General features: G+C 40.7%; 23 protein-coding genes. 22 read left to right on the top strand and 1 reads right to left on the bottom strand.

The genetic code is table 11. The annotated features are described in order from the left end of the window. Positions 1–59: 59 nt before the first annotated feature. The 21 genes from HXT19_RS06235 to nucS all read left to right on the top strand — a co-directional run bounded on the left by HXT19_RS06235 (position 60) and on the right by nucS (position 21330). Positions 60–1361: an adenylosuccinate synthase gene (locus HXT19_RS06235; RefSeq protein WP_004114149.1), complete on the top strand. Its 1302-nt coding sequence runs from the start codon at positions 60–62 to the stop codon at positions 1359–1361. Between the two features lie 47 nt (positions 1362–1408). After that, on the top strand, positions 1409–1966 hold the full coding sequence (locus HXT19_RS06230) for a fluoride efflux transporter FluC (RefSeq protein WP_004114151.1): 558 nt from the start codon (positions 1409–1411) through the stop codon (positions 1964–1966). Further along, positions 1963–2382, top strand: coding sequence for a fluoride efflux transporter FluC (locus HXT19_RS06225; RefSeq protein WP_004114152.1), 420 nt, complete (start codon positions 1963–1965; stop codon positions 2380–2382). The genes HXT19_RS06230 and HXT19_RS06225 overlap by 4 nt, the downstream gene beginning before the upstream one ends. A 112-nt stretch (positions 2383–2494) precedes the next feature. Continuing rightward, entirely contained in the window at positions 2495–3853 is a 1359-nt protein-coding gene (locus tag HXT19_RS06220) for a ClC family H(+)/Cl(-) exchange transporter (RefSeq protein ID WP_004574835.1), read from the top strand. Positions 3854–3970: 117 nt separating this feature from the next. Further along, positions 3971–5152: a hypothetical protein gene (locus HXT19_RS06215; RefSeq protein ID WP_004114156.1), complete on the top strand. Its 1182-nt coding sequence runs from the start codon at positions 3971–3973 to the stop codon at positions 5150–5152. Beyond that, a complete protein-coding gene (locus HXT19_RS06210) occupies positions 5133–6191 on the top strand; it encodes a CpaF family protein (RefSeq protein WP_004574825.1) in 1059 nt (352 codons plus the stop codon). The genes HXT19_RS06215 and HXT19_RS06210 overlap by 20 nt, the downstream gene beginning before the upstream one ends. A gap of 30 nt (positions 6192–6221) precedes the next feature. Further along, a complete protein-coding gene (locus HXT19_RS06205) occupies positions 6222–6860 on the top strand; it encodes a type II secretion system F family protein (RefSeq protein ID WP_004574828.1) in 639 nt (212 codons plus the stop codon). 30 nt (positions 6861–6890) lie between these two features. Further along, positions 6891–7508 carry a type II secretion system F family protein gene (locus HXT19_RS06200; RefSeq protein WP_004114161.1) on the top strand — a complete coding sequence of 206 codons (618 nt, stop codon included), beginning with the start codon at positions 6891–6893 and terminating at the stop codon, positions 7506–7508. A 101-nt stretch (positions 7509–7609) separates the two neighbouring features. Next, positions 7610–7885 (top strand): DUF4244 domain-containing protein, encoded by a 276-nt coding sequence (locus tag HXT19_RS06195; protein ID WP_041160663.1) that lies wholly within the window; start codon positions 7610–7612, stop codon positions 7883–7885. 159 nt (positions 7886–8044) lie between these two features. Next, positions 8045–8443, top strand: a complete 399-nt coding sequence (locus HXT19_RS06190) for a TadE/TadG family type IV pilus assembly protein (RefSeq protein ID WP_014554844.1) — start codon at positions 8045–8047, stop codon at positions 8441–8443. Further along, entirely contained in the window at positions 8440–8850 is a 411-nt protein-coding gene (locus HXT19_RS06185; RefSeq protein ID WP_014554843.1) for an Rv3654c family TadE-like protein, read from the top strand. Before HXT19_RS06190 ends, HXT19_RS06185 begins: the two co-directional genes overlap by 4 nt. 154 nt (positions 8851–9004) lie before the next feature. Beyond that, positions 9005–11320, top strand: a complete 2316-nt coding sequence (gene dnaX, locus HXT19_RS06180) for a DNA polymerase III subunit gamma/tau (RefSeq protein WP_101887752.1) — start codon at positions 9005–9007, stop codon at positions 11318–11320. Positions 11321–11326: 6 nt separating this feature from the next. Then, complete coding sequence (gene recR, locus HXT19_RS06175; protein WP_004114171.1) at positions 11327–11935, top strand: recombination mediator RecR; 609 nt, start codon at positions 11327–11329, stop codon at positions 11933–11935. 202 nt (positions 11936–12137) lie between these two features. Next, the gene (locus HXT19_RS06170; protein ID WP_004116323.1) at positions 12138–12902 is read left to right on the top strand and encodes an aspartate kinase; all 765 of its coding nucleotides are present in this window, start codon (positions 12138–12140) and stop codon (positions 12900–12902) included. Positions 12903–12972: 70 nt separating this feature from the next. After that, positions 12973–13554, top strand: coding sequence for an ACT domain-containing protein (locus HXT19_RS06165; protein WP_064623353.1), 582 nt, complete (start codon positions 12973–12975; stop codon positions 13552–13554). Positions 13555–13631: 77 nt separating this feature from the next. Next, positions 13632–14699, top strand: a complete 1068-nt coding sequence (locus tag HXT19_RS06160) for an aspartate-semialdehyde dehydrogenase (RefSeq protein ID WP_064623355.1) — start codon at positions 13632–13634, stop codon at positions 14697–14699. Between the two features lie 51 nt (positions 14700–14750). Then, positions 14751–15371, top strand: a complete 621-nt coding sequence (locus tag HXT19_RS06155; protein ID WP_004114180.1) for a DUF5701 family protein — start codon at positions 14751–14753, stop codon at positions 15369–15371. Between the two features lie 79 nt (positions 15372–15450). Further along, complete coding sequence (locus tag HXT19_RS06150) at positions 15451–16152, top strand: ABC transporter ATP-binding protein (RefSeq protein WP_285089068.1); 702 nt, start codon at positions 15451–15453, stop codon at positions 16150–16152. 21 nt (positions 16153–16173) lie between these two features. Continuing rightward, on the top strand, positions 16174–18948 hold the full coding sequence (locus HXT19_RS06145; RefSeq protein WP_422119675.1) for an FtsX-like permease family protein: 2775 nt from the start codon (positions 16174–16176) through the stop codon (positions 18946–18948). A 78-nt stretch (positions 18949–19026) separates the two neighbouring features. Next, a complete protein-coding gene (locus HXT19_RS06140) occupies positions 19027–20499 on the top strand; it encodes an amino acid permease (protein ID WP_004114185.1) in 1473 nt (490 codons plus the stop codon). Between the two features lie 42 nt (positions 20500–20541). Beyond that, positions 20542–21330, top strand: coding sequence for an endonuclease NucS (gene nucS / locus HXT19_RS06135; protein WP_004114187.1), 789 nt, complete (start codon positions 20542–20544; stop codon positions 21328–21330). A gap of 146 nt (positions 21331–21476) precedes the next feature. Here the strand turns inward: nucS and HXT19_RS06130 are convergent, their stop codons facing one another. After that, positions 21477–22472 (bottom strand): FKBP-type peptidyl-prolyl cis-trans isomerase, encoded by a 996-nt coding sequence (locus HXT19_RS06130; RefSeq protein ID WP_004114189.1) that lies wholly within the window; start codon positions 22470–22472, stop codon positions 21477–21479. Positions 22473–22719: 247 nt separating this feature from the next. Here HXT19_RS06130 and HXT19_RS06125 point away from each other — a divergent pair, with 247 nt between their 5' ends. Further along, positions 22720–24525: a hypothetical protein gene (locus tag HXT19_RS06125; RefSeq protein WP_422119674.1), complete on the top strand. Its 1806-nt coding sequence runs from the start codon at positions 22720–22722 to the stop codon at positions 24523–24525. Position 24526 lies beyond the last annotated feature (1 nt).

Raw genomic sequence — 24526 nt, 5'->3', positions numbered from 1 at the left:
CTTAACACGTAGGAATTGTGTTTATTTGGGCAACGTTAGCCCAAAAATGGAGGTTCAGCATGCCTGGAATTGTGCTTATTGGCGCTCAATGGGGTGACGAGGGTAAAGGCAAAGCGACTGATTTAATTGGTTCTAAGGTAGATATTGTCGCAAGATTTAATGGCGGTAATAACGCTGGACATACTGTTGTTGTGGGAAACGAGTCTTACGCTTTGCATTTACTTCCTAGCGGTATAATCAGCCCTAATGTAACTCCTGTTATTGGTAATGGTGTTGTTGTAGACCCAGAAGTTCTGTTTGAGGAGATTGACGCACTTGAATCTAGAGGTGTTGATTGCTCTCGTTTGAAAGTGAGCGAGTCTGCGCATGTGATTACACCTTATCATCGCGTAATTGACAAGGTTACGGAGAGGTTCCTTGGCAAGCACAAGATTGGTACAACAGGTCGCGGAATTGGCCCGACTTATGCAGATAAGATTAATCGCGTTGGTATTCGTGTGCATGATTTATTTAATGCAGAGCATTTGAGGGATAAGGTTGAAGCTAGCTTGCATCAAAAGAATCAGATGTTAGTTAAACTTTACAACCAGCATCCAATAGATATTGATGATGTTACAGCACAGCTTGTGGAGCTTGGAAAGCGTTTGAAGCCTTATGTTGCAGATACTTCGCTTATACTGAATCAGGCTATAGAAAATGGCAAAACCGTGCTTTTTGAAGGCGGTCAGGCAACCATGCTGGATGTCGATCATGGAACTTACCCATTTGTAACATCCTCAAATCCTACTGCAGGAGGTGCTTGCACGGGAACTGGCGTTGGTCCAACTCGTATTACGCGAGTAATTGGAGTTGCTAAAGCCTATATCACTCGTGTTGGTGAAGGTCCATTCCCTACGGAACTTTTGGATGAAAGTGGCGATTGGCTGCGTGAGCAGGGTCACGAATATGGCGTAACTACTGGTCGCCCTCGCCGATGCGGATGGTTTGATTCCGTTGTAAGCCGCTATGCTACTCGCGTAAATGGCTTAACTGATATTGTCCTTACTAAGTTAGATGTTTTGACTGGCTTAAAAGAAATTCCAGTTTGCGTAGCTTACGATGTAACTTTGTCTGACGGAAGCGTTGAGAGAATGAACGAAATGCCAGTAGATCAGTCTCTGTTTGCTAGCGCTAAGCCAGTTTACGAGATGCTTCCAGGATGGAGTGAGGATATTTCGCAAATTCACAAGTTTGAAGAATTGCCAGCAAATACTCAAAGCTACGTAAAGCGCTTAGAAGAACTTTCCAAGTGCCGTATTTCGGCAATTGGTACTGGTCCTCAGCGCGACCACATTATTAGCGTTCATTCGTTGATTGATTAGTGACTATTTGAATAGCTATTTAAGGCTATTTAAGGCGGCTAAAAACTATGAGTATTCCAAGCAGTAATTGCCACGACTTGCCTAAAAAGCATAAGCATAAATCACTTGGTGCAAAAACATATTTTGTTGTGTTTATTGGCGGATTGCTTGGCGCTTTTGTGCGTAGTGAAATAAGTGGTTTTACGCACGGCATGCATTGGGACTCGGGATATTCTATGCTTTTTAGCCGCTTTACTTTTGCAACTCTTTTGTCGAACGTTTTAGCATGTTTTATTCTTGCTTTAGTAAGTTCACTTGTTGTAAGTGGGAAGAGCTGCAAGAACAAAGACTTAATAAAATACGGTTTTTGCACGGGATTTTGCGGCGGACTTTCAACAATGTCTACTTTTGCTTTTGAGGGCGCGCATTCCGCATTTACTGCAATGAACATTGTAGAAGTAATTGCCATTATGGCGTTGTCTATGGTTCTTGGCGTTTTAGCAGTGCTTGTTGGGAGTCTAATTGGAGATAAAATTTTTGCTTTTAAAGGCAATGGCAGCGTAAAAAATGCTGGTGATTCAAACGTCATCAATAAAATAGACGCTAACAGGGGCGGTGCAAAATGATGTCTTACGCATATGTTCTTTTTTGGCTGCCTGTTGTTTTCGCTGGACTTGGCGCCGTTCTTCGTTGTGCAATATCTGACGCAATCGGGCGCGTTTATAACCATGATTTTCCAATCGCAACTTTGCTAATCAACGCTTTTGCGTCTTTTATAATGGGCTTAGTTGTATTTTTAAGTTCTTCGATTATATACGATTTAACTTTTGCTTCGACTATTATTTACACGTGCGCATTGGGATTTTTAGGCGGATTTTCAACGTTTTCAACCGCAATCTTAGAAATCGTAAGCCTGTTTAAGCTAAAGAAAATCAAGCTTGGACTATGGCTTTTTATTAGCGAACTAATAGTGCCATTCTTGTGCGCATTTATTGCATACGCTGGACCGTCATTTGTAATATTTATGCTTCTAAAGTCTTAAGTTTTGAATTTTATTAATTGACGTATTTTATTAATTTATATTTATTGTGTTATTAAAAATGTTAAAATGCTTGATGTATTTGTTTGCGATTTGATTTAAGAATAGGTTTATTGTGACTTTAAAGAACGTAGGCGGTTTTATACGCGATTTTTTGCGCGACTTTTCTGATCGCGTTCTTAAAACGCTTAAGCATCTTAGATGGAAGATGGTTCTTGCTGGCATAGTTGTTGGTCTTGTTTCTGGCGTGCTTGTAGCAACTTATAGACTTGGGATTGAGTACGGAACCGATTTTGCGCGATGGATGTATGCGCAAATATTGCAAAACATGCTTTGGATTGTGCCTTGCGTGGTTTTTGCAATTGCTGCTGGGCTTTTTATTGGCTGGATGAGTCGCAAAGAAAGTATGGCGTCTGGAAGCGGCATTCCACAAGTTGTTGGATACGTTCAACGCGGTCTAAAAATGTGTTGGAACACTATTTTGCCTGTTCGATTTGTAGGCGGATTGTTGGGTTCGCTATTTGGCTTGTCTCTTGGGCGCGAAGGCCCTTCGATTCAAATCGGAGCTTGCGGCGCGCAAATGATGTCTCGCATCTTTAGAAAGGGCAATAAAAACGATACGCAAGAGCATTATGTTGTAACCGCTGGAGCGGCAGCTGGCTTATCTGCAGCGTTTAGCGCTCCACTTTCTGGGCTTATGTTTGCTATGGAAGAAGTTCAACACGGATTGTCTTCTACAGTTCTTATGGGAGCTGCTGCTGCATCTATTTGCGCGGACTTTGTGTCTCAAACATGCTTTGGACTTCGACCTGTTTTAGACTTTGGAAGAATTCCAGACTTACCAATGACACTTCATTTTTGGCTGATTCCACTTGGCATTTTTGCAGGGCTTATTGGCTCTTTAATGAACAGATCCTTGCTTGGATTACAAACGCTGTATAAGTATTTGCCAAAGTGGGCTCCCGTATCTGTAGCATGCTTAATCGCGATTCCTGTTGGCTTATATTTGCCAGATGTTCTTGGAGGAGGATCGAATCTTGTTAAGCTCTCTGAATATGGAAAAGCAAGCATAGCGCTTCTGTGCATCCTGTTTGTTGCAAAAATGCTATTTACTTCTACAAGTTTTGGATGCGGAGCGCCTGGCGGAATTTTTATGCCAATTCTTGCTGTCGGCGCACTTGCAGGCGGCGTTGCTTCTCGCGCAATAATAAGCATTCCGATTCTTGGCATTGACGCAAAGCTAATGCCAATTTTTACAGTGTGTGTTATGGCTGGCACGCTTTCGGCTTCTGTAAAAGCTCCGCTCACTTCGATTTTGCTAACTGTAGAAATGTCGGGAACAATGATTCACACTCTTCCAGTTGCTGCATCTGCTTTTATTGCGCTTCTTGTATCCGATATTTTGCACACTAAGCCAATCTATGGCGAACTTCTGGAAAGATATATGGCTTCTAATCCAAAACTTGTGCGTTAATACAACAAAAACAGCAATGTGGATAACTTTTTGGCGGAATTGCAACGTTTATTGATCCTTTAACCACATTGTTTAAATAGTATTGCCTAATGGTTTAGTATGCGATTCAATAGCCACATGGACAATATGACTATTGATAATTACGATGCTCCTTCTTGCGTTCCGCGCATTATAGAAACGTACCCGCCTCAGGCGAGTGCGATAAAAAGTATGCGCAAAAGTACATCTGATAGTAATAAGTTGGAAGATTCGACTGTTATCGCATCTTTGAATCATGCGAATCATGTGGATAATGCAGATTACGCAAATCATGTAGATTACGCGACTGGTGTATCTTCTACTTCAGTTCATAGCGATTTTGATGCATTAGATAATCATAGTGTTCAAAAAAATATTGGTAGCTTGAACTATTCGCTAAAGCCTTTTCCAAAAAATGTTGTAATCGGTTCATCGGCAAATGATGGAGTTGGTTTAAGCACTACTCTTGCTCTTCTGGCAAGTCATATATCTAGTAAAAAATATGTTGTTGCACTAATCGACGCAGATATTTCTAACGGCGGATTAGATGTTTTGTTGGGATTGGAGCAGGACGAGGGTAGAAGATTGCAAGAGGTTCAAGCTCCTTTAGGACGATTAGACGGATATGTATTGCGTTGTGAACTTCTGCACTGGAATAACGTTGATATTTTGGCTTACGCTCCTTGGAAAAGTGAAGAGCCTAAACCATGGGTTATTGAAGCTGCTATTAGAGGTCTTTCCAACGCTTGTGATGTAGTAATTGTTGATATTGGATCTGGTTTTTCAGCAAGAAGGCTTTTAAAGAATCTTCCAACTTTAGCGCAAGTTCCAACCATATTTGCTGCAGAGCTTAGTGTTCTTGGTCTTGCCAGATTGCGCGCATATTGGCGAAGCCTAGAATCTGACCATAAAGATTACTCTAGAAAACAAACTTCTATTGTCGCAGGATTAAATCCGCGTGGTCTTTCTAAAAGGTTTTGCCCTGTAAATGTTAATGAAGCTTGTGATTATTTGCTTTGCGATGTAGAAGGCCCAATTGGTCACGATCCTAAAATGTACGAAGACATAATATCTGGTTACGGTATAAGAGATATTCCAAAATCCGCCAAAATTCCAATAGAAAAAATAACAACATGGTTGCTTGGAGACTCCTCTAATTCCTCTTTGAAAATATCTGGAAAACAATCTGAACAACAATATAAACAATCAAATTCACAATCATATGAATCTGAAAGATTCTCAAAAATATCAAGGGGTAAGCATGGTTTTAGAAGATATTGATTTTGGCATTCTGCAAGAGCTTGCGGATAACCCTCAAACAACAGATATTGTTGTTACAGACACAGGTCGCGTTTGGGTAGATAAAGGTTTTGGGTTGCAAGAGTACAATCCAAGAATTCCATTTGATAATCCTATGATTTTGCGAGAATATGCAGTTTGGCTTTGTGCACAATTAGGCAAAAGATTAGATGATTCATGCCCGATTGCAGATGCTTCTAGCCCAGTAGGAGTGCGAGTACACGCTCTTATTGCTCCAATAGTTTTAAGTGGTGCTGCTATTTCGATTCGTTTTCCCGCTTTAAAACGCTATTGTTTAACAGAGTTAAGTAGTAGAGGAATGTTTCCTATTGAATTATCTAGAATACTTTATTTATTGGTAACTCAACGTGCGAATATTTTGATTACGGGAAGCACTGGCTCTGGTAAAACAACGTTAATGAAGTCTCTTTTAGCTTCTTGTGATGAAAAAGACAGAATAGTTACTGTTGAAGAAACAAGAGAATTAGGTTCATTATCTAAGGATCATGTGTCTTTAGCTACAAGAGAAGCAAACGTTGAAGGAGTAGGCAGCGTTGGCTTGTCGGATCTTGTAAAGGCAACTTTGAGGATGAGACCAGACAGAATTATTTTAGGTGAGTGCAGAGGTCAAGAAATAGCTGATTTATTACGCGTTTTTACATGTGGTCATAAAGGTGGAATGACAACTTTGCATGCTGATAAAGTCCAAAAGGTGCCAGCCAGATTAATGTCTTTAGGGCTTCTTGCAGGACTGGAACCTTCTTCACTATGTGCTCTTGCCGCTGATGCTTTTGATGTTGTTATACATGTAGAAAGAGTAAATGGTATGCGAATTGTAAAAGAACTTGGAGTATTGCGTTCTACGGATTCTGGCGCGTTAGAAGGTGTGCCAATTTTAAGATTGAAAAATTGCGTTAATTCTAATGATAGTAATTTTTCTGCTCAGATAGAGGAAACGTCTGCTTGGAAAAATTTTGCTGTTAAATGGCATTTACCGTTGAATACAGGGTTGTTTCTGTAATTGATACCGACAGTAAAGGATTTTTTGAAAATGGGTATTGAAGAATCACTAGCTGCTCTTGTGGCTTCTTTGCGTTCTGGTGCTTCTTTTGAATCGATTATAAGAGGAGACAGCAATAATGAGAATCGCAATGGACTTATTGAAGAGACCGATAATGACAATAACAATTACAACAGCAATAACAGCGAAAGCTATTTCCAAGTTATAAACGTTGAATCGGTGTTTAAATGGATTGATTCTCGCTGTTCTAATAGGATTAAAAATCTTAGCGCTCGCCAAAGAAGTAAAGTTAGAAAAGACATGCGCAAGGTTGCACAATCGCTTATGTCTGTATACGAATTGAGCAGTTCTATAGGATGCTCTATGACTGATTGCGTTCAAGCTGTTTCTGACTCTTATCATGCCAATAAGAGGGTTAATGATTTAAGCTCAGAAGTTTTTGCGATGCCTAAAGCAACTATTAGATTGCTAACTGCTCTACCATTTTTGGCTCTTCTTACTGGACAATTGTTGGGTGTAAATCCAATATTGATGATTTTTACAAGTTCTAGAGGATACGCACTCTTAGGTATTGGCTTATTGTTTTATGTAATCGGTCTTTTATGGGTTACATGGATCATGAAGTCATCTAAAAAAGCAATGCTGAGTGCTGTTTCTAATGTCGATTGATGAACTAATGGTTATTAAGGATCGTGGAAAATGTTTAAGGCAATTATCGTCTGGATTATTTTAGTAGCTTATATAGTTACGTTATGCAAATTTTTTACTAGACAGATGATTCTTAATCCGTGCTATGAGCGCGCCTACAAGCCTGCGGTTTCTATGAGAAGCAATTACGATTTTAGGTGTAACAAAGTTGAAGATATAGATCCAATTTTGGGTTTGCAAATGATGATAGTTGCTTTAAAAAGTGGAGTCGCAATTACTAGAGCACTTGACGCTGTTGGGTCATCTATTCCTGGAGGAAAAGGGATTTGGCTAAGGAATGTTTCTAAAGCACTACTTTCTGGAGATACTTGGATAGAAGCTTGGAGTGCTCCTTATGTGTGCTTCGATAAAAAAGATAAAAATCCATCTGCATCTTTTGTGTTAAGTATGTGGCTTAGACAGTCACTTAGAGAGTCATGGAGTTGTGGAAGTTCTCCAGTTCCTGTACTCATAGCGATTTTACAAAATTATGAGCAATCTATGCGAAACGTGGCAAAAAAAGAAAGCTCTAGGCTTTCTGTTCGTCTGCTTCTGCCTGTTGGGTTATGTTTTCTGCCAGCGTTTATTTTCGTAGGAATTTTGCCGACAGTATCTGCATTTATGTATTAATCGCAATCTAAAAATAAAAAATTTGTATCCCAATATTGGGTACATAAATAAAAGAAAAATAACAATAAAAATAACAAAAAGAAAGGTAACGGTGAGTGATTATGAGATTAATTACTGCTGCATTGTCAACATGGTATTGCATGTGTTCAATGCGAATGAATGAAGGATTAATTAAAGCTGAACAAGCATGTAATAGAGTGCAGAATCGTTTGAGCAAAGATTTAAAGCAGTGTGATGATGGGGCTGTTACGGCAGAATATGCTGTTGTTCTTATAGCTGCCACAGCTTTTGCTACAGTGCTTATTGCTATTGCCAAATCAGATGCTGTTCGTACAGCTATCAGTGAGCTTGTTACAAAAGCTCTACATGTTAGCTAGCTTTAAGTAAATAGTCATTTGTAAAACTGTGAAACATTGCGTGAAACTTAAAACATACTTTGAAAAACGTGATATGAAATATTTATAAAGTTTTTTTGACCGTGATGTTTATGTGATTTGTTGTGGGATTTTAACTAATGCGAAAAGAAACGAGACAAAATGGAGAATCATGTATTTTTGAACATTTTAGATAAGAGAACGACTAAGAATAATTGTATAAATAATTCAAAAGATTCTGGGGCTGTTACCGCAGAATTTGCTATTATTCTTCCTGCAGTTGTGGTACTTGCTTTAACGTTATTTTTTGTTGGTAAATCAGTAGTAAATACAATGAATTGCCATGATGCAGCAGGTCAAGTAGCATACTATGTTGCTTCGCACCACAATTCTAAAGATGCGCAAAATATAGTATCTAAAGTATCTGGAGTTAATAGTTCTGTAAAAGTCAAATATGTTGGGAATATGGCAGATATTGTTGTAAGCTGCCCAGTTGTGCCAGACCCTTTAAAAGTATTGCCATTGTCTGTGGAAGCTCGCATTAGCCAGGTTTTAATATGAGTCAAAAAATATGTAAACGATTAAGCATTTTGAATACGCAATATTACAGTTTTAAACATTTGCGTAGAGCAGATTGTGGTTCTGGAACTATGCTAGGCATAGGATTGGTAATAGCAATCTGCTCTATGCTTGTTGTTTGTGCGACTTTAGGGTCAATTTTGGTGCAAAAACACCGAGCTTACGCTCTTGCAAATGCATCGGCTATATCAGGTGCAGTTGCTATGAGAAATATGCAAGATGATGCATGTCAAGTTGCAGAGCGCACAGCAAAGGCAAATAATGGGAAAATAGAATCTTGTGTTGAAAAAGATGATGATGTATTAATCAGTCTAAGTGTGCCTTTACGACTTCCTATGGTTAATAAGATAAATGTAATGGCTAGAGCTGGTTTAATAGATTGCGACTAATAAGTGTGTGGAAAATATCAAGTATTCATGCGATTGGTCATAATGTAGCATGTTAATAGGCGATTAGCATGTTAATGTCTAAATGTTTAGAATAGAACAGAAACTTTGCTCAAGTAGAGTTGAGCTAATATTCAGGTGACGGTAGGTTATAGTTATGGCACTTGCATTGTATCGAAGGTATCGTCCAGACACGTTTGAAGGAGTGATAGGACAGAATCAAGTTACCGTTCCTCTTATGAGAGCGCTAGATCAAGGCAAAATAACGCACGCCTACCTATTTTCGGGTCCACGCGGTTGTGGAAAAACAAGCTCTGCGCGTATTCTTGCTCGTTGTATTAACTGCAAAGAGGGTCCTACTTCTAAACCATGCGGAAAATGCCAAAGCTGTAAAGATCTTGCAACAGGCGGATCAGGTTCAATAGACGTTGTAGAAATAGATGCTGCAAGCCACAATGGTGTTGACGATGCTAGAGAATTACGCGAACGTGCAGGTTTCGCTCCAGCGCGCGATCGATATAAGATTTTTATTCTTGATGAAGCGCACATGGTAACTCCGCAAGGATTCAATGCTTTGCTGAAGATTGTGGAAGAGCCACCTGAGCATGTTATGTTTATTTTTGCCACTACTGAACCAGATAAGGTGATTGGAACTATACGTTCTAGAACCCACCATTATCCGTTTAGACTTGTTCCTCCAGAAGTAATGGGACCGTATTTGCAAGACATTTGCAAAAAGGAAGGTATTCAAGCGCAAAAGGGCGTTTTGCGGCTTGCTATGCGCGCTGGCGGCGGATCCATGCGAGACACATTATCTGTTTTAGATCAGCTTATGATTGGCTCAGATGATGGTGTTATCTCGTTAGATTCAGCAGTTGCTTTGCTTGGTTTTACGCCTTCTAATCTTATTGCAGATGTTATTGATGCCCTTATTGAAAAAGACGGTGCAAAATTATATGAAGTTGTACAAAAAGTGGTAGTCGGAGGATTTGACACTCGTAAGTTTGTGGAAGATCTTCTCGGACGGTTGCGTGATTTGTTGCTTTTGGTTTCTGCTGGTCCAAATTGTGCTAAAAACTTGTTAGGCGATTTATCGCCAGAAGACATGCAAGATTTGCAACGACAATCAAGTCAGCTAACTTTGAGAAGCTTGTCCAAAATGGCAGAAATCGTCAATAATGCTTTTGCGGGAATGGCAAATGCGGTTTCTCCTAGAATGAATCTTGAGATTCTTATGGCTAGACTTCTTGCTGATATGCAATCTGGTACTACTGCGCAGGAACCATTTTCTAAAGCCACTAATCAATCTCTTGCAAAGTCCTCCTCGCATCCTGCATCTTCTGCAAGGCATTTTATTGGTTCAAATTCTGCTGTAAATTCAGTTAATCCTGTTAATCCAGTAAATCCAGTAAAAATTGCTGAAGCTCCTTCGGTAATTCTTGATGATAAATCTGAAATCAACAATAACACGCAAGCGAATTGGTCAACTGCAACCGTTGAAAAACAGACAACACAAGAGCTTGACGTGGACGAAACTTGGGATAATCTGGTTAAAAATCTGCCAGACGATGTTCGTGAATACGTAGAGAGAGATCGCGTTCCAAAAGTTAGATTAGACGATGGAAATGCATCAAAAAGAAGGCTTGTATTAACTTTTGACCAGCCTATAAGCCAACATGCGTTTGCGCTCGCGATTTGCACAACAGAACCTTACGATGGTAAAAAAGTGCCAGTTGTGGTTATGAACAAAGTAAAAGACGCATTTGGAAAAAACGTTGCAATAGCGCCAGATTTAGTAGCTGCAAACGGCGAAAAAGTGGAGTCTGTTGCAAGAATGACTCCGCAACGACTAGCACAAGTTAAGCGAGACTTGCTTATGCGAAAAGCTGGAATCGTAAAAGGATTCGGAAAAATAATCGAGAAAAGTTCTGATTCAAATTCAAATAATTCGAATTCCAGTAGCGATGATGCTGGCTCTAGTGACGATTCAAGTGCTGGTGCGGAGGCTAGCGATTTATCTGGTTCTGCAATTTCAAAAAGTGCTTTAGATTTAGATATTGAGAAAGATGACGCATGGGCAGGTATGGGATCTGCTCCAATGGGAGATGCGATTGCTGCATTACAGAATGCAGATTTTAATGCTGAAGTAGTAAACGATTCAGAAAACGCAGATAACGCTGCATCTAACGCGCAGCAATGGGGGCAAAAGTCGAAGATAAGCCAGCAAAATCCTCAGCGCGCAAATTCAGAATCACAGGCAGATAATGAGTCAAAAGCACGAATCTCTGATGGTGTAAACGGCGCGCAAGAAGACGAATGTTCAATGCAGGACGAATCGTTAGAGTCGGCAACCAATTTGAGCATAGATGATTTAGAGAAGATGTTTGAGGTGAAATCTGTAAAAGAATTCGCTGCAAGTGATCCAAAAAATCCTAAAAATGCAGGATTGCATAAGCGAAAGCAAGAGGAGTAAGTAAAAGTGCATAACGTGTCATCGTATGACGGTGCAATAGGCAGAGTTATTGATGCGTTCTCTAAGCTTCCAGGAATAGGACCAAAAGGCGCGCAGCGAATTGCATTCTATATACTTTCATCATCTGATGTACAAACGCAGGATTTAATTGACGCAATCAGTGACTTGCGCGAGAATGTGCGATTTTGTGAAATTTGCGGAAATGTTTGCGAGCAAAGCCCTTGTGTTATTTGCCAAGATCCGCGAAGAGATCACACAAAAATATGCGTTGTAGAAGAGCCAAAAGACATTATGAGCATTGAGAGAACTCACGAATACGCTGGCGTTTACCACGTTTTGGGCGGTGCCATTAATCCAATGGCAAACATTGGACCTGCAGACTTAAAAATAACGCAACTACTTGAGCGCTTAAAAGACGCGCAAGTAAAAGAAGTCATTTTAGCGCTTGACCCAAATATTGAAGGAGAAGCTACAGTAACTTATTTAGCACGTTTGCTTGAGCCGCTTGACATAAGTATTACGCGACTTGCAAGCGGATTGCCAGTTGGTGGAGACTTAGAGTATGCAGACGAGATAACTCTTGGTCGCGCATTTGCAGGAAGACAAGAAGTATAGAAGATTTGTGAATTCATAAGCAAACGCGTTTGATAAGTCGCAAGAAACCGCTTGTTGTATATACGCCACTCATAATATCTCTAAAACTAAAAATAAATAGAGCACAGTTGATAGTCTAATTTTAGATTAGTCTTATTTGGATTAATTCTTATTGCATTAGCGTGCTTTAGATAATAGTGACGGCTGAACATAAGGGGTTACAGTGGCTCTTATAGTGCAGAAATACGGTGGATCGTCCGTAGAAGATACGGACGCAATTCAGCGTGTGGCCAAAAGGATTCTTGACACAAAAGCTGCTGGTAACGATGTTGCTGTTGTCGTTTCCGCTATGGGAGATACCACAGACGACTTGATAGACCAAGCAATGAGTGTAAATGCGCATCCTCCTGCTAGAGAGATGGATATGCTTATGACTGCAGGAGAGCGTATTTCCATGAGTCTTCTAGCAATGGCTATTCATGCTCAAGGCTCGCACGCATACTCTTTTACTGGTTCTCAAGCTGGATTTATGACAGACGCGCAATTTGGAGCAGCTCATATTCGCGCTGTTAAGCCAGATCGTGTTCAGCATGCGCTTAAAAAAGGCAGTGTTGCTATTGTTGCAGGATTCCAAGGAATCAGCGAGATTGGTGACGACACAACGCTTGGTAGAGGCGGATCAGACACTTCGGCAGTGGCGCTTGCTGTTGCTCTTGGAGCAGATGTTTGCGAGATTTACACAGATGTTGATGGCGTATTTACGGCAGATCCTCGAATTGTTCCAACCGCAAAGCGAATTCCTGTTATCGATTATGATTCAATGCTTGAGATGTCATCTTGCGGATCTCGAGTGTTAGCTTTGAGATGCGTTGAATACGCACAAAGATTCAGTATGCCTCTTCATGTTCGCAGCTCGTTTTCGCACAGAAACGGAACATTAATTGTGCCGAGTGGAGTAAATCCAAAGAGTTTGCCGAATTTAAGCTAATTATTTATTAAAGACGACACAAGCATAACAACAGACAGAACGCATAGGCAATAGACATAAGGCGGCAAAAATGGCAAATAAAATAACAAATGTAGACATTCGCTCAACAATGGGCTATTTATTCCCAGACTTAGGCCCAGAGACCCCTGTGATTTCTGGCGTTGCACACGATAGAAGCGAATCTATGATTACTCTTCGAGGCGTTCCCGATAAGCCTGGAAACGCTGCAAAAGTGTTTACAACTCTTGCTGCTGCAGACGTTAACATAGACATGATTGCTCAGGCAAGCGCATCCACCGAAACGGCTGACATATCGCTTACGGCTCCAAGCTCGTCCCTAGACGCCGTTTGCAAGGTTTTGCAGGGCGCGCGCGGCGAATTGCAATTTACGTCTATGGATGTGGACCCTTCTGTTGGCAAAGTCGCAGTTGTTGGCGTTGGAATGAAAACCTATTCTGGTCTCGCGGCAACCTTCTTTACAGCGCTAAGCGATCACGGTATTAATATTCTGATGATTTCTACATCAGAAATTCGTATTGCAGCGATTGTTCCAGTAAAACAGCTTGACGAAGCGGTTCGTGCGCTTCACACAGCCTACGGATTAGACGCAAGCAAAGTCGAAGCTGTTGTTTATGGAGGAAGCGGACGCTAATCGCGCGCAAAAATCACGCTTAAATAATCGCAAAAATCAAAGAAAATCGCAAAAACACGCAAAATAAGGGAGACAAAATGGCAATTATAAGCAACAAAGGCGTAAACCTTGCGGTTTTAGGCGCCACTGGCCAAGTTGGAATGGTTATGCGCCGCGTATTAGACGAGCGCGATTTTCCAATTAAAAACTTGCGATTTTTGGCTTCCGCACACTCTGCTGGAACTGTTTTGAACTATCGCGGCAAAGATGTTGTTGTAGAAGATGTAGAAAAAGCAGATTTAAGTGGAATTGACATTGCGATTTTCTCTGCAGGCGGCGGAACATCCAAAGTGTGGGCACCGCGATTTGCAGATGCGGGTGCAATAGTAATAGATAATTCTTCTCAATGGCGTATGCATAACGATGTGCCTCTTGTAGTTGCAGAAGTAAATACAGAAGATTTAAATTATATTCCGCGTGGGATTGTTGCCAACCCTAATTGCACAACAATGGCGTGCATGCCTGTTTTAAAGCCGCTTTCCGATGCTTTTGGCTTAAAGCGACTTATTGTATCTTCTTATCAAGCGGTTTCTGGAGCTGGCAGAGCTGGAGCGTTGCAGCTTATGAACGAAGCGCAATCTGCCTTAGATCAGGGCGCGGATAAGCTTGTGTTTGATGGGGATGCTATTGATTTTCCGCAACCAACAAAAGTTGCGCGCACAATCGCATTCAACGTTGTGCCATTCATTGGTGCGATTGTTGAGGATGGTTCGCAAGAAACCGACGAGGAGCAAAAGCTTCGCAATGAAAGTCGTAAGATTCTGCATCTGCCAAAGCTTGCAGCAAGCTGCACATGCGTGCGCGTAGGCGTTTTTACAGGTCACGGAATGAGCATTAATGCCGAATTTGAGTGCGATGTAACTCCAGATATGGCTCGCGAAGTGCTAAAATCGGCCGCTGGCGTTGCGCTAGATGATATTCCTACTCCTCAGCTTGCTGCAGGAAAATCCGCGAGCTATGTTGGGCGTATTCGCCAAGATCAAGCGGTTGATGGAAAGCGTGGATTGGCAATGTTTATTACAAATGACAATCTTCGTAAGGGTGCTGCTCTTAATGCTGTGCAATTGGCGGAAATCGTAGCTAAAAAACGACACTTTGTGGATTGATTAGACCTGCGCGAATTCGCTATTATAAAAAATTTTACGTAAAATGTAATTATGTCTATAGCTTCGCAAGAAATACAAAAGCAGCTTGATCGTATTGTTGCTCTTGGCTACCCAGATGTTGCAGATATGAGTGCTGCATCGTTTCGTGCTTTAGCTTTGCCGCTTATTCGCGCTCTTGATCAAAGCGATTTGGGTACTAATATTCTTCTTGTGCCTACTCGTGAGCTAGTTTCGCCAGAATCCTTAATTTCTAGGACGAGTATTGATCGTATGGCTGGTTTTACAACAATGCCGCCTAGAGATATAGCTAGTTTCCTGCCACAAGATGGTTTTGAGCCTCCAGAAGGTCCGTTTTACTTGGCATTAGACCCTCATACAGGTACATCGTATTTGAATCGTGAGCCAGATGTTGCCAGAAAACTTATAGATTCAGACGAGCGTCTTCCTTTGACTTTAGAAGAAGGATTGGCGGTTGTTACTCAGCATCCAGACTGGCTTGAAATAAAAAATGGTTTTAATCTTCTTGGGTCTAAAAGTTCCGATGGAAGAGTGCCGAGTATTTGGATGAGTCAAGGTGCTCCTCGTCTTGGAGCTGTATGGCCAAATTCAAGGCATACTTGGCTTGGCAACGCGTATTGTACTGCACGTCGTGGTGTATCTCTATTCCAATGAAGAGTATTAAATATTAATCTAATAAATTAAGAAGTTAATAGAAAAAGCGTCATTAGGTAGTAAGTAAGCAAGGTGTATTGTGGCATACATAACTTTTAATCATGTTGTAAAAGAGTATCCATCTGGATCAAGTGTTGTGCGCGCTCTAGATGATGCTAGTTTTACAGCCGAGCGCGGTAAGCTCACCGTAATACTAGGGGCTTCGGGCGCAGGTAAAACTACAGCATTGAATATTTTAGGCGGTATGGATACGGCAACAAGCGGTAGCGTAACTGTTGGTGATTTAAATATTACAAAGCTAAATGGTCGTGGGCTTGTAAAGTATCGAAGAGAAGATATTGGTTTTGTTTTTCAATTCTATAATCTTGTTCCAAACTTGACGGCGTTAGAAAACGTGGAGCTTGCTTCACAAATCTGCTCAGATCATTTTGATCCAGCTCAAACACTTATTGACGTAGGTTTGGAAAAAAGACGTAATAATTTCCCAGCACAACTTTCTGGAGGCGAACAGCAGCGAGTTTCTATTGCGCGCGCACTTGCCAAAAAGCCTAAGTTGCTTTTATGCGATGAGCCTACGGGTGCGTTAGATTATGAAACCGGAAAAGCTGTTTTGCAATTATTGCAAGATATTTGCCAAAAAGAAGGAATGACGGTTCTTATTATTACTCATAATGCTGCTATTGCTCCTATGGCTCATAAAGTTGTGAGATTCCATTCTGGAAAAGTCGTGAGCGAAACAATACAAGAAAATCCTACGGCAATTGCAGATATTGAATGGTGATTTGTAGAGTGGTGGTTTGTAGTGAGTAGCGAAACTGTAAAATCTAAGAAAATCAAGCGTAAATATGCGATTAGTAATAAGCGCTCACGCTCTATTTTTCCAATGGTTTTTATTAGTGCTATTAGAATGTGGGTTCACGAATGGCGTCGTTTTTGCATACTAGCAGTTATAGCAATGCTTGGCGTTGCTGTTATGACTGGCATTTATGCAGGATGCAACGATATGTTTCTTGGAGCAAATGACACTTACTCTAAGCTCAAAGCTTACGACCTACAAATTGTTTCTACGCTTGGTTTGACTGACAAAGATGTTAAAGCAATCAAAAAATTGCCATTTGTTAGTGAAGCAGAGGCGGGAAAGTCGTTTAAAGCTACTGCTCATCCTTCGAATAATGCCAATTTGTCTTATGCAATGAACGTAGTTCAATATAATCACAATGTTAAAAAACTGAATCGTCTGCATTTGATGCGTGGCAATATGCCAACAAACAATCGTCAAGCTGTGGTAACTGAACGATTTTTGCACGATAGCGGATTGCGCATTGGTAGCACACTGTTTTTGAGTATGCAACAAGTCGCTAATCAGCCTAATTCGTCTAATCAACCGATTCAAAATCAAAAATATAAGCTTCTAATTACAGGAAGCGTGTTAGACGTAAACGATTTGGATAATCCAAACGGGTATCAATCAAAAGCTTTCCGCAATTCCGTAATATCACGCTACCCTATTTTTACCTCTGCGATTACTGAAAGCACAAATAATCTTCCATACACAGCTATATATGTGCGCCTAAATGAGGCTCGACGCGTTAACGATTTTTCGCAAAAGTATCGCGCAATTGTGGCAAATGCTTCAAACCAGATTAAAGACAGTGTGCAAAGCGATTGCCAAGAGGCGCGCACAAATCAGGTTGTAAAAGACCAGACTAATCAACAAGTAGATCAAACTATAGCCAATATGCCAATGCTTAAAAACGCTCCCGACTCGGTTTTAGCTAAGGCTCGCGCGCAAATTTACGCAAAAATTAAGCCAGAAGTGCAAAAGCATGTTCCTCAAGCAAGATGGCATATTTTTGCTCGCATATCAAACGGGAGCTATACTCGCTTGCGTTCTGATGTTGCCTCGATTCAATCTCTTGGATACGCTTTCCCAGTGCTTTTTCTTGTGGTGGCAATGATGATGAGCCTAACAGCCATGGCAAGAATGGTAGAAGAAGAACGAGGACTAATTGGAACATACTTAAGCTTAGGTTATGGACGTTGCGCAGCAATAACAAGGCACGCTTTCTTTGCGATTTTTGCCTGTCTAGTAGGCGGCGGAATTGGCGATATTCTAGGATTCTTAGCAATTCCATCTTTACTACTTAAGATTTTGCGCGGATTGTACACAGTTCCAGGAGTTGTTTTACGATACGATTGGCTTTATGGTTCGATTTGTGTACTCGCGTTTGTAATACCAGTTGCAATATGCACAATAATCGTAAGCTGGAGGGAGACAAGGCAAGTACCATCGGCATTATTGCGTCCAAAATCTCCAAAAGCTGGCGCTCGCGTGCTTCTTGAACATTTACCTTTTATCTGGAATCGTCTAAGTTTCCTCAACAAAGTATCTATAAGGAATCTGGCTCGTTTTAAAGGCAGACTATTTATGACGATTGGCGGTGTAGCTGGTTGCACGGCATTAATCGTGTGTGCTTTAGCATTAAACGATACTGTAGTCACTCTTGGAATCCGCCAATATGACGGCATTTACCGCTACGATATGATTTCTATTTCCACTCCAGATGCATTTCAAAATATGAAGAAAAGTGTGCAAAAAGATAAATCCAGCAATCTTGTTGATACCATTTTGCCTGCCTACATTAGCTCTGGAGAAATCGCAAAAAGCGATGCAGATAATGGTAAATCTAATAGCAATTCCAATAACAATTCGCATAATAAAATCGTTGGAGATTCTGAAAGCGTACAAATCGTAGTTGTTAAAGATGCCGCAGCTTTGTCTAATATGGTTCGTCTACAAGATGTTAACAATAATTTGCAAAATATTTCACTTAATGATGATGGTCCGCTTCTTTCACAGAGTGCAGCATCGTCGTTGGGAATTGCGAGCGGAAACTATATTACAATAACAAACTCCAGTTTTAAGCGCGCAAAAGTGAAGTTGCGTGCAGTCGTGCGTAATCTTATTGGTTCAAATATTTATATGACTTCTCGCTGCTATGAAAGAATATTCGGTTTTAAAAATGGGAAAAATGTTAAGAATAATGCGCTAATTATGCGTCTTCGTGGAGACGATGATGCAAGAATGCGTTACGCAGACCATGTGGCAGATAGGGATGGCGTGTTAGCTGTTATGAACATTACGCGCATGAAACATTCGTTTAGCTTTGATTTAATGAATGCTGTGGTTGCGCTTATAGTAACTCTTGCAGCAGGTTTGGCGTTAGCTGTGCTGTTTACATTGGCAAGCACTAATATTTCGGAACGTGCGCGAGAGATGGCAACTTTAAAGGTTCTTGGCTTTTATCGTAGAGAAGTTCATGCTTACGTGCATAAGGAGATGCTTACTCTTACTGTAATTGGTATTCTTGTTGGTTTGCCTCTTGGAAGATTGGTTGCAGGCTTGTTAACAAATGCTTTGCGCATGCCTTCTCTGTATTTTGAGGTTGAAGTGTCTCCATTAAGCTATGTTATTGCTGGCTTTGCAACGCTGATTTTTGCTTTAATTGTTCAATGGTCAACTAATCCCGCGTTAGACCGCATTGACCCTGTTAGTTCGCTTAAAAGTGTTGAATAAAGTTGAATAATGAAATTCAAATATTTACGGGTTCTTATAAAATTGAAAGCTCACGCCTAAAAGAATGGAGTTATAGCAATGAGTGATATTGACCAAACTAACAATGGTCACACTAACAAGATGGAGCGCAGCCTTACAAAAAGACACGTGCAATTCATTGCTATAGGCGGAACAATCGGCACGGGACTATTCTTAGGTTCTGGCAAATCCATTAGTCTTACGGGTCCAAGCATTATGCTTGTGTACATAATTGTTGGTTTAATCATGTTTTTGCTTATGCGCGGCATTGGCGAACTTATGTATAAAGACCCAAATCAGCACACTTTTATTAGTTTTATTACTAAATACTTGGGCAAAGGCTGGGGCGATTTTGCAGGATGGTCGTATTGGATAGTGCTTGTGCTTATTGGCATGAGTGAGATTACGGCTGTAAGTACGTATTGTGTTACATTTTTCCAAACTTTTGGCATAGACGTTAGCAGCTGGAAATGGCTTATAGAAATAGCGTTTTTGGCTGCTTTAGTGTGCATAAATCTGGTTGCTGTTAAGCTATTTGGCGAAACAGAGTTTTGGTTCTCAATGATTAAAATCACGTTGATTGTGGCTCTTATTGCAACTGCTGCAGTTATGGTTATTATTGGCTACCATTACCCTGCAACACAGATTAGCGGCGTTGCAAATCCTGCAGGCCACGCAGGCTTTGACAATATTTTCAACAACTTCTCGCTTATGCCAAATGGATGGTTGGCATTTTTGATGAGTTTCCAAATGGTGTTCTACGCATACCAGCTTATTGAGTTTGTAGGCGTTACGGTTTCGGAAACTAAGAATCCTCGCCAAGTTTTGCCAAAGGCAATCAACGAGATTATTATGCGAATCTTGATTTTCTACGTTGGAGCGCTTGCTTCAATCATGCTAATTGTTCCTTGGCAACAATTTAAAGCTACCGATTCTAAAGGCGTTTATATGTCTCCGTTTATAATGGTTTTCCAATATGCGGGGCTTCATTGGGCTTCGGCGCTTGTGTTCTTTGTGGTAATAACAGCCGCATCTTCTGCGCTTAATTCGCTGCTTTATTCTGCAGGAAGGCATATGTATCAAATTGCGCTAGAATCTAATTCTCCTGTTCTTTCACATTTGCGCAAAGTTTCGCGCACTAAAGTTCCTGCACGAGCAATCATTTTTTCTGCTGCGCTAATCCTGTTCTCTCCGATTATTAACTCAATTCCTGGAGTGCATGGCGCGTTTATTGTGTTTGCTTCTGCGTCTTCGGCAGTAATAATCATGATTTACATTTTGATTATGGTTACGCACAGAAAGTACCGCGCTTCTGCTGATTTTATGCCAGATGGTTTTGTTATGCCGCATTATAAGCTGCTTAATTCTCTTACTATTGCATTCTTTGTGTTTGTGTACATAACGCTGTTTATTAGCGAAGACACTCGCGGATCGGCAATTGGCGGCATTATTTGGCTCTTGCTTTTTGGAGGCTATTGCGCGTTGCATCAGCGCTGGCAGAATCGCGATTTGGCGGCGGCTTTGGGCAGATAGTTTTTGTGCAAGTAGTTACGCGATTTATGCTACGCTTTTTGTGTGCGAATTATTGTTGCGGATTGTAGTGCAGAATATACGGGTAGGCTTAATGCAAGTCTTCCAGTGGCTAAGCGCGTGTTGCTTATTAAGGCTGATGGTAGTGTACTGATTTTTTCAGAGTTAGGGTCCTATAAGCCACTTAATTGGATGGTTGCTCCTTGTACTATGCGCGTTATTGATGGAAATGTTTCTAAAGATAACGATTGTTCTTGTGAAGACGACGATTCGAGTTCTGTTTCTTCAGATGGTGCTGTCGGCGCTTGTAGCACGGAGGCTTTCGACTTTTCGCGCGTTTTTGGCGATGGAACTGTTTTAAAAATTGCTGCAAAAAAGGGCAATGACCTGCTTCGCATTGTTCTGCAACACGTTTATAGCGATTCTTCGTATGATTTAGGCACAGACCCAGGTCTTGTTAAAGATGGTGTAGAAGACCATTTGCAGCGCTACTTAGCTGAGCAAATTGAGCGTATTGGCGATGGTGCTACATTGGTTCGCCGAGAATATCCTACTGCTATTGGCCCCGTGGATATTATGGCGCAGGATTCAAACGGTGTTCATGTTGCTATTGAGATTAAGCGACACGGTGGTATTGATGGTGTTGAGCAGCTTACTCGTTACTGTGAGTTGTTGAATCGAGACCCGTTGCTTAAACCAGTTCGAGGTATTTTTGCTGCGCAGACTATTAGCCCGCAAGCGCGAGTTTTGGCTGAGGATCGTGGCTTTACTTGCTTAATCCTCGATTACGATGAAATGCGCGGTGTTGAGTCTAACGATCTTCGCCTGTTTTAGCTTAACGATTTTTTGCTTTATCTGTAATTTATTACGAAATTTACGTAAATTTACGTATAAAAATGCCGCGCAAGATTTATTCAAGCGCGGCATGATTCGATTGGTAATTAATCATTAAGAGAATTAATCATTAAGAGATTAATAGATCAGGAAGCATAGAGAATATCTACAACAAAGTAAAGCGTTGAATTTGCAGGAATTGTTACATTTCCTTGTGCATCCTTCTTATCTTCTTTGCCATAGCCATCTTCTGGAGGAATTACCAAAAGAACTTGAGATCCGACTTTCTTCCCAGCTAAGCCTTTAGTCCATCCTGGAATCACTTGACCTGCAAGAGAGAAGTCTGCAGGCGTGCCGCGCTTCCATGACGAATCAAATTGATGCAATTTGCCGTCTTTATCGATAGTCCAGCCAGTGTAATGAGCGGTTACAGTGCTTTCTTTGGTCACCTCTTTACCAGTTCCTTCAATCAAAGTTTGAGAAACCAACTTTCCATCTGGCACGTAGTTATTCTTATCTAACGATGGTTCTCCAGATTTACTCAGAGTTACTTTCGGCAGATTTTCAGGGATATCCTTAACTTTATTGCCTGTTGCGCGTTCAAGAGATTTCATTGAAGAAACAAGAGTTAACACCATTACGTACGCATCTTGCTTAGTTTGCGGATTTGCAGGCACACCAAATGCAATCGTGGAATTAATTTTTCTTCCCTTAAACAGTGCATAATAAGGTTTACTCGTAACGCCTTTTTTAACAACGATTGAGCAATCTGGTTTGCCTTGTTTCCATGTGTTCATAAGCTCTTTGCCGTTTTTAGCATTGTACACAATGCCATTAGCGCATACGCGACTATTTTCTTGGATTTTAGCACCGTTTCCGTTTTGCAAAATGGCGTAAGAATTTGGCTTTACGTCTATAGGAGTAGTTATATCGACCTTTGGTTGTTTGCCTAAAGTTCCACTAGCCTTAACGCCGCCTAAAACTTGCATTCCAGCAGCATTCGCGGCTGGGTCTGCCATTCCGTTATCATTCGTGCTATTCCCGCTGCAAGATGCCATTGTAAAACACAAGGCTGCAGCGCTAATTGTGCTAATTGCGCGTATTGCAAAAGATTTGATTGTGTATAATCTGGTTTTTCTCATAGGTTTAAGACTATCGCTTGAGTCTGATTTTAATTATTCAGTAGCAAATATATTAAATATTACGAAGAATTGTAAAAGATTAATAAATATAACAATCGATTAATTATAAAAGATTATGAAAGATTGTAGAATAGATAGGAGCAAATACGATATGACGATTATTAAGGCGAATATCAAAAAGAATTCATGCTCTGATTACAAGCATAATGCATGATTTATTGCTGATTAGGATGCAGAAAGAGGTTTGATGCAACGACCTACAAAACGAGCTAAGTTTATGCGAGGAATCGTGGCACCTATTTTTGGGTTGCTTGCTGTGCTTAGTATTGTTCTTGGTGTTCTTAATGCCACAGTTTGGAAGCCAAACTCTATTGTTTCGGCTCATACAAACGTGTATGGTTCAAGATACATTGTTACGGATCCAGGTGTTTTAAATCTTGTGGATTACCGCGTAAAAATTAGTGTTGCGGCTCTTAATACTCGTAAGCCGATTTGTGTAGCAGTTGGTTTGGCTAAAGATGTTCGTGGGTGGACTCGTGGCTACTCTGTACAGAGAATAACTGGTTTGCAAGATTGGGAGAATCTTTCTACTGTCCCTATGAAGGCGGATGATTCTGCAAAGTCAGATGTGAATAACAAAAATTCTGTAGATTCCGCGAATAACTCTTATTCTAAGGCTTCTAAAGATGTAGATTTTAAAGATTCAGATTTGTGGACTAATGCTACTTGCCAAATGGGTTTGGCTAAATTGTTTGTTAATGCGGAAGATTTTGAACAATCTGAGAACATTGTTCCTGGAGATTTGAGCAGTGGCAATGCTGTAAATCAAGCAAATCAAGCAAATCAAGAAAATAGCCAGTCGAATCATCAAAAAGTTTCATCCGCATTGCGTGCAAGGATTTCTCGACGCGTGCTGATTATTGACTTAGGTAAAAATTCTCCTGAAGCATTCGTAGAGTTTCGTTGGCGTAGACACAATCTTCCAGATTTTGCAACTCCTTTGTATTTTGTTGGAGCACTGTTTGCTCTGCTTTGTGTCCTTTCTGCTTCTGTGTTCGCTATGGCTCCACATCGCAGGCGTAATAAGCGTTTGGTGGCTAGTAGAAGTGGTCTTATTACTGTAGAAAGTGTCTCCAGAGACGAAGAAGTTAAATTCTCAGATGCTTTTGCTGGCACAATGGCTAGTATTTTTGGCAGTTTTGCTAAAGATAAGAAGTCAAGGCATAAAGGTTCTTCAGCTTCTCATGCTCGTCATGGTTCTCATTCAAAAACTCGTGTTGCAAAGTCGCAAGCAACCGTGGATTTGTCTGTAAACGTAAAGTCTGGTTTAAATTCTTCTCCAACTCCATCTTTGGATGAAACTGCTGTGATTTCTAAAGAAGATTTGCAGTCTTATTTTGCTCGTTTTGCTAGTGAATCATTCTCGGATGTTTCCAAGAATGATAGCGATTCGTCTACTGTTTTAGAAGTTTCTGATGCTTCTTCTGATAAATCTTCCTATGATTCTTTTAAAGATGAAGATGCTATACGTGATTCCAAAGATTCTTTGAATGATGATTCTAATAAAAAGCAATCTTCAAAGGAATATTCAGGGAATAGTAGCAATAATAATTCTAGAAAGTCGAGTCATAGCAATCGCGGCAACCGCAATAGTAGATATGGTAGAAGAAATCGTGATTCGCATGACAATCAAGATGGTCGTTCTAGTAGTAGAGATGTAGAAAATCGCAAATATAGGGATAATCGTAGTAAATCAGCGGAGGCTTGCGACTCAAGCAATGAAAAGTCAAATAATCGCAGCAAGTCGCGAAATCAAGGGAATAATCGTGATTTGAGTAATCATCGCGACCAGCGTAAGAATAGTCAGAATAATCAGCATAGTCAGCGCGGGCAAAAATATGGCAAAAATCGTCGATCTAGCGAATTAGATAATCGTAATAGAAATAGCGGCGAAAATAATGCAAATAACAGAAACGCTGGTGGCAACACGAATTCAAACTATAACCAGAATCGTAAGCGTAAAAATAATGCGCGTGGAAATGAGCAAAAGTGAG

Origin of the sequence: Gardnerella sp. DNF00038 (genome assembly GCF_049262855.1) — a bacterium.
Classification (GTDB): domain Bacteria; phylum Actinomycetota; class Actinomycetes; order Actinomycetales; family Bifidobacteriaceae; genus Bifidobacterium; species Bifidobacterium vaginale.
This window is presented reverse-complemented; position numbering and strand designations above follow the sequence as displayed.

What these genes read in the sequence shown, in the direction of transcription:
- HXT19_RS06235 (WP_004114149.1), top strand. Translation starts at nt 60, where the DNA reads ATGCCTGGAATTGTGCTTATTGGCGCTCAATGGGGTGACGAGGGTAAA.
- HXT19_RS06230 (WP_004114151.1), top strand. Translation starts at nt 1,409, where the DNA reads ATGAGTATTCCAAGCAGTAATTGCCACGACTTGCCTAAAAAGCATAAG.
- HXT19_RS06225 (WP_004114152.1), top strand. Translation starts at nt 1,963, where the DNA reads ATGATGTCTTACGCATATGTTCTTTTTTGGCTGCCTGTTGTTTTCGCT.
- HXT19_RS06215 (WP_004114156.1), top strand. Translation starts at nt 3,971, where the DNA reads ATGGACAATATGACTATTGATAATTACGATGCTCCTTCTTGCGTTCCG.
- HXT19_RS06210 (WP_004574825.1), top strand. Translation starts at nt 5,133, where the DNA reads ATGGTTTTAGAAGATATTGATTTTGGCATTCTGCAAGAGCTTGCGGAT.
- HXT19_RS06205 (WP_004574828.1), top strand. Translation starts at nt 6,222, where the DNA reads ATGGGTATTGAAGAATCACTAGCTGCTCTTGTGGCTTCTTTGCGTTCT.
- HXT19_RS06200 (WP_004114161.1), top strand. Translation starts at nt 6,891, where the DNA reads ATGTTTAAGGCAATTATCGTCTGGATTATTTTAGTAGCTTATATAGTT.
- HXT19_RS06195 (WP_041160663.1), top strand. Translation starts at nt 7,610, where the DNA reads ATGAGATTAATTACTGCTGCATTGTCAACATGGTATTGCATGTGTTCA.
- HXT19_RS06190 (WP_014554844.1), top strand. Translation starts at nt 8,045, where the DNA reads ATGGAGAATCATGTATTTTTGAACATTTTAGATAAGAGAACGACTAAG.
- HXT19_RS06185 (WP_014554843.1), top strand. Translation starts at nt 8,440, where the DNA reads ATGAGTCAAAAAATATGTAAACGATTAAGCATTTTGAATACGCAATAT.
- dnaX (WP_101887752.1), top strand. Translation starts at nt 9,005, where the DNA reads ATGGCACTTGCATTGTATCGAAGGTATCGTCCAGACACGTTTGAAGGA.
- HXT19_RS06165 (WP_064623353.1), top strand. Translation starts at nt 12,973, where the DNA reads ATGGCAAATAAAATAACAAATGTAGACATTCGCTCAACAATGGGCTAT.
- HXT19_RS06160 (WP_064623355.1), top strand. Translation starts at nt 13,632, where the DNA reads ATGGCAATTATAAGCAACAAAGGCGTAAACCTTGCGGTTTTAGGCGCC.
- HXT19_RS06155 (WP_004114180.1), top strand. Translation starts at nt 14,751, where the DNA reads ATGTCTATAGCTTCGCAAGAAATACAAAAGCAGCTTGATCGTATTGTT.
- HXT19_RS06140 (WP_004114185.1), top strand. Translation starts at nt 19,027, where the DNA reads ATGAGTGATATTGACCAAACTAACAATGGTCACACTAACAAGATGGAG.
- HXT19_RS06130 (WP_004114189.1), bottom strand. Translation starts at nt 22,472, where the DNA reads ATGAGAAAAACCAGATTATACACAATCAAATCTTTTGCAATACGCGCA.
- HXT19_RS06125 (WP_422119674.1), top strand. Translation starts at nt 22,720, where the DNA reads ATGCAACGACCTACAAAACGAGCTAAGTTTATGCGAGGAATCGTGGCA.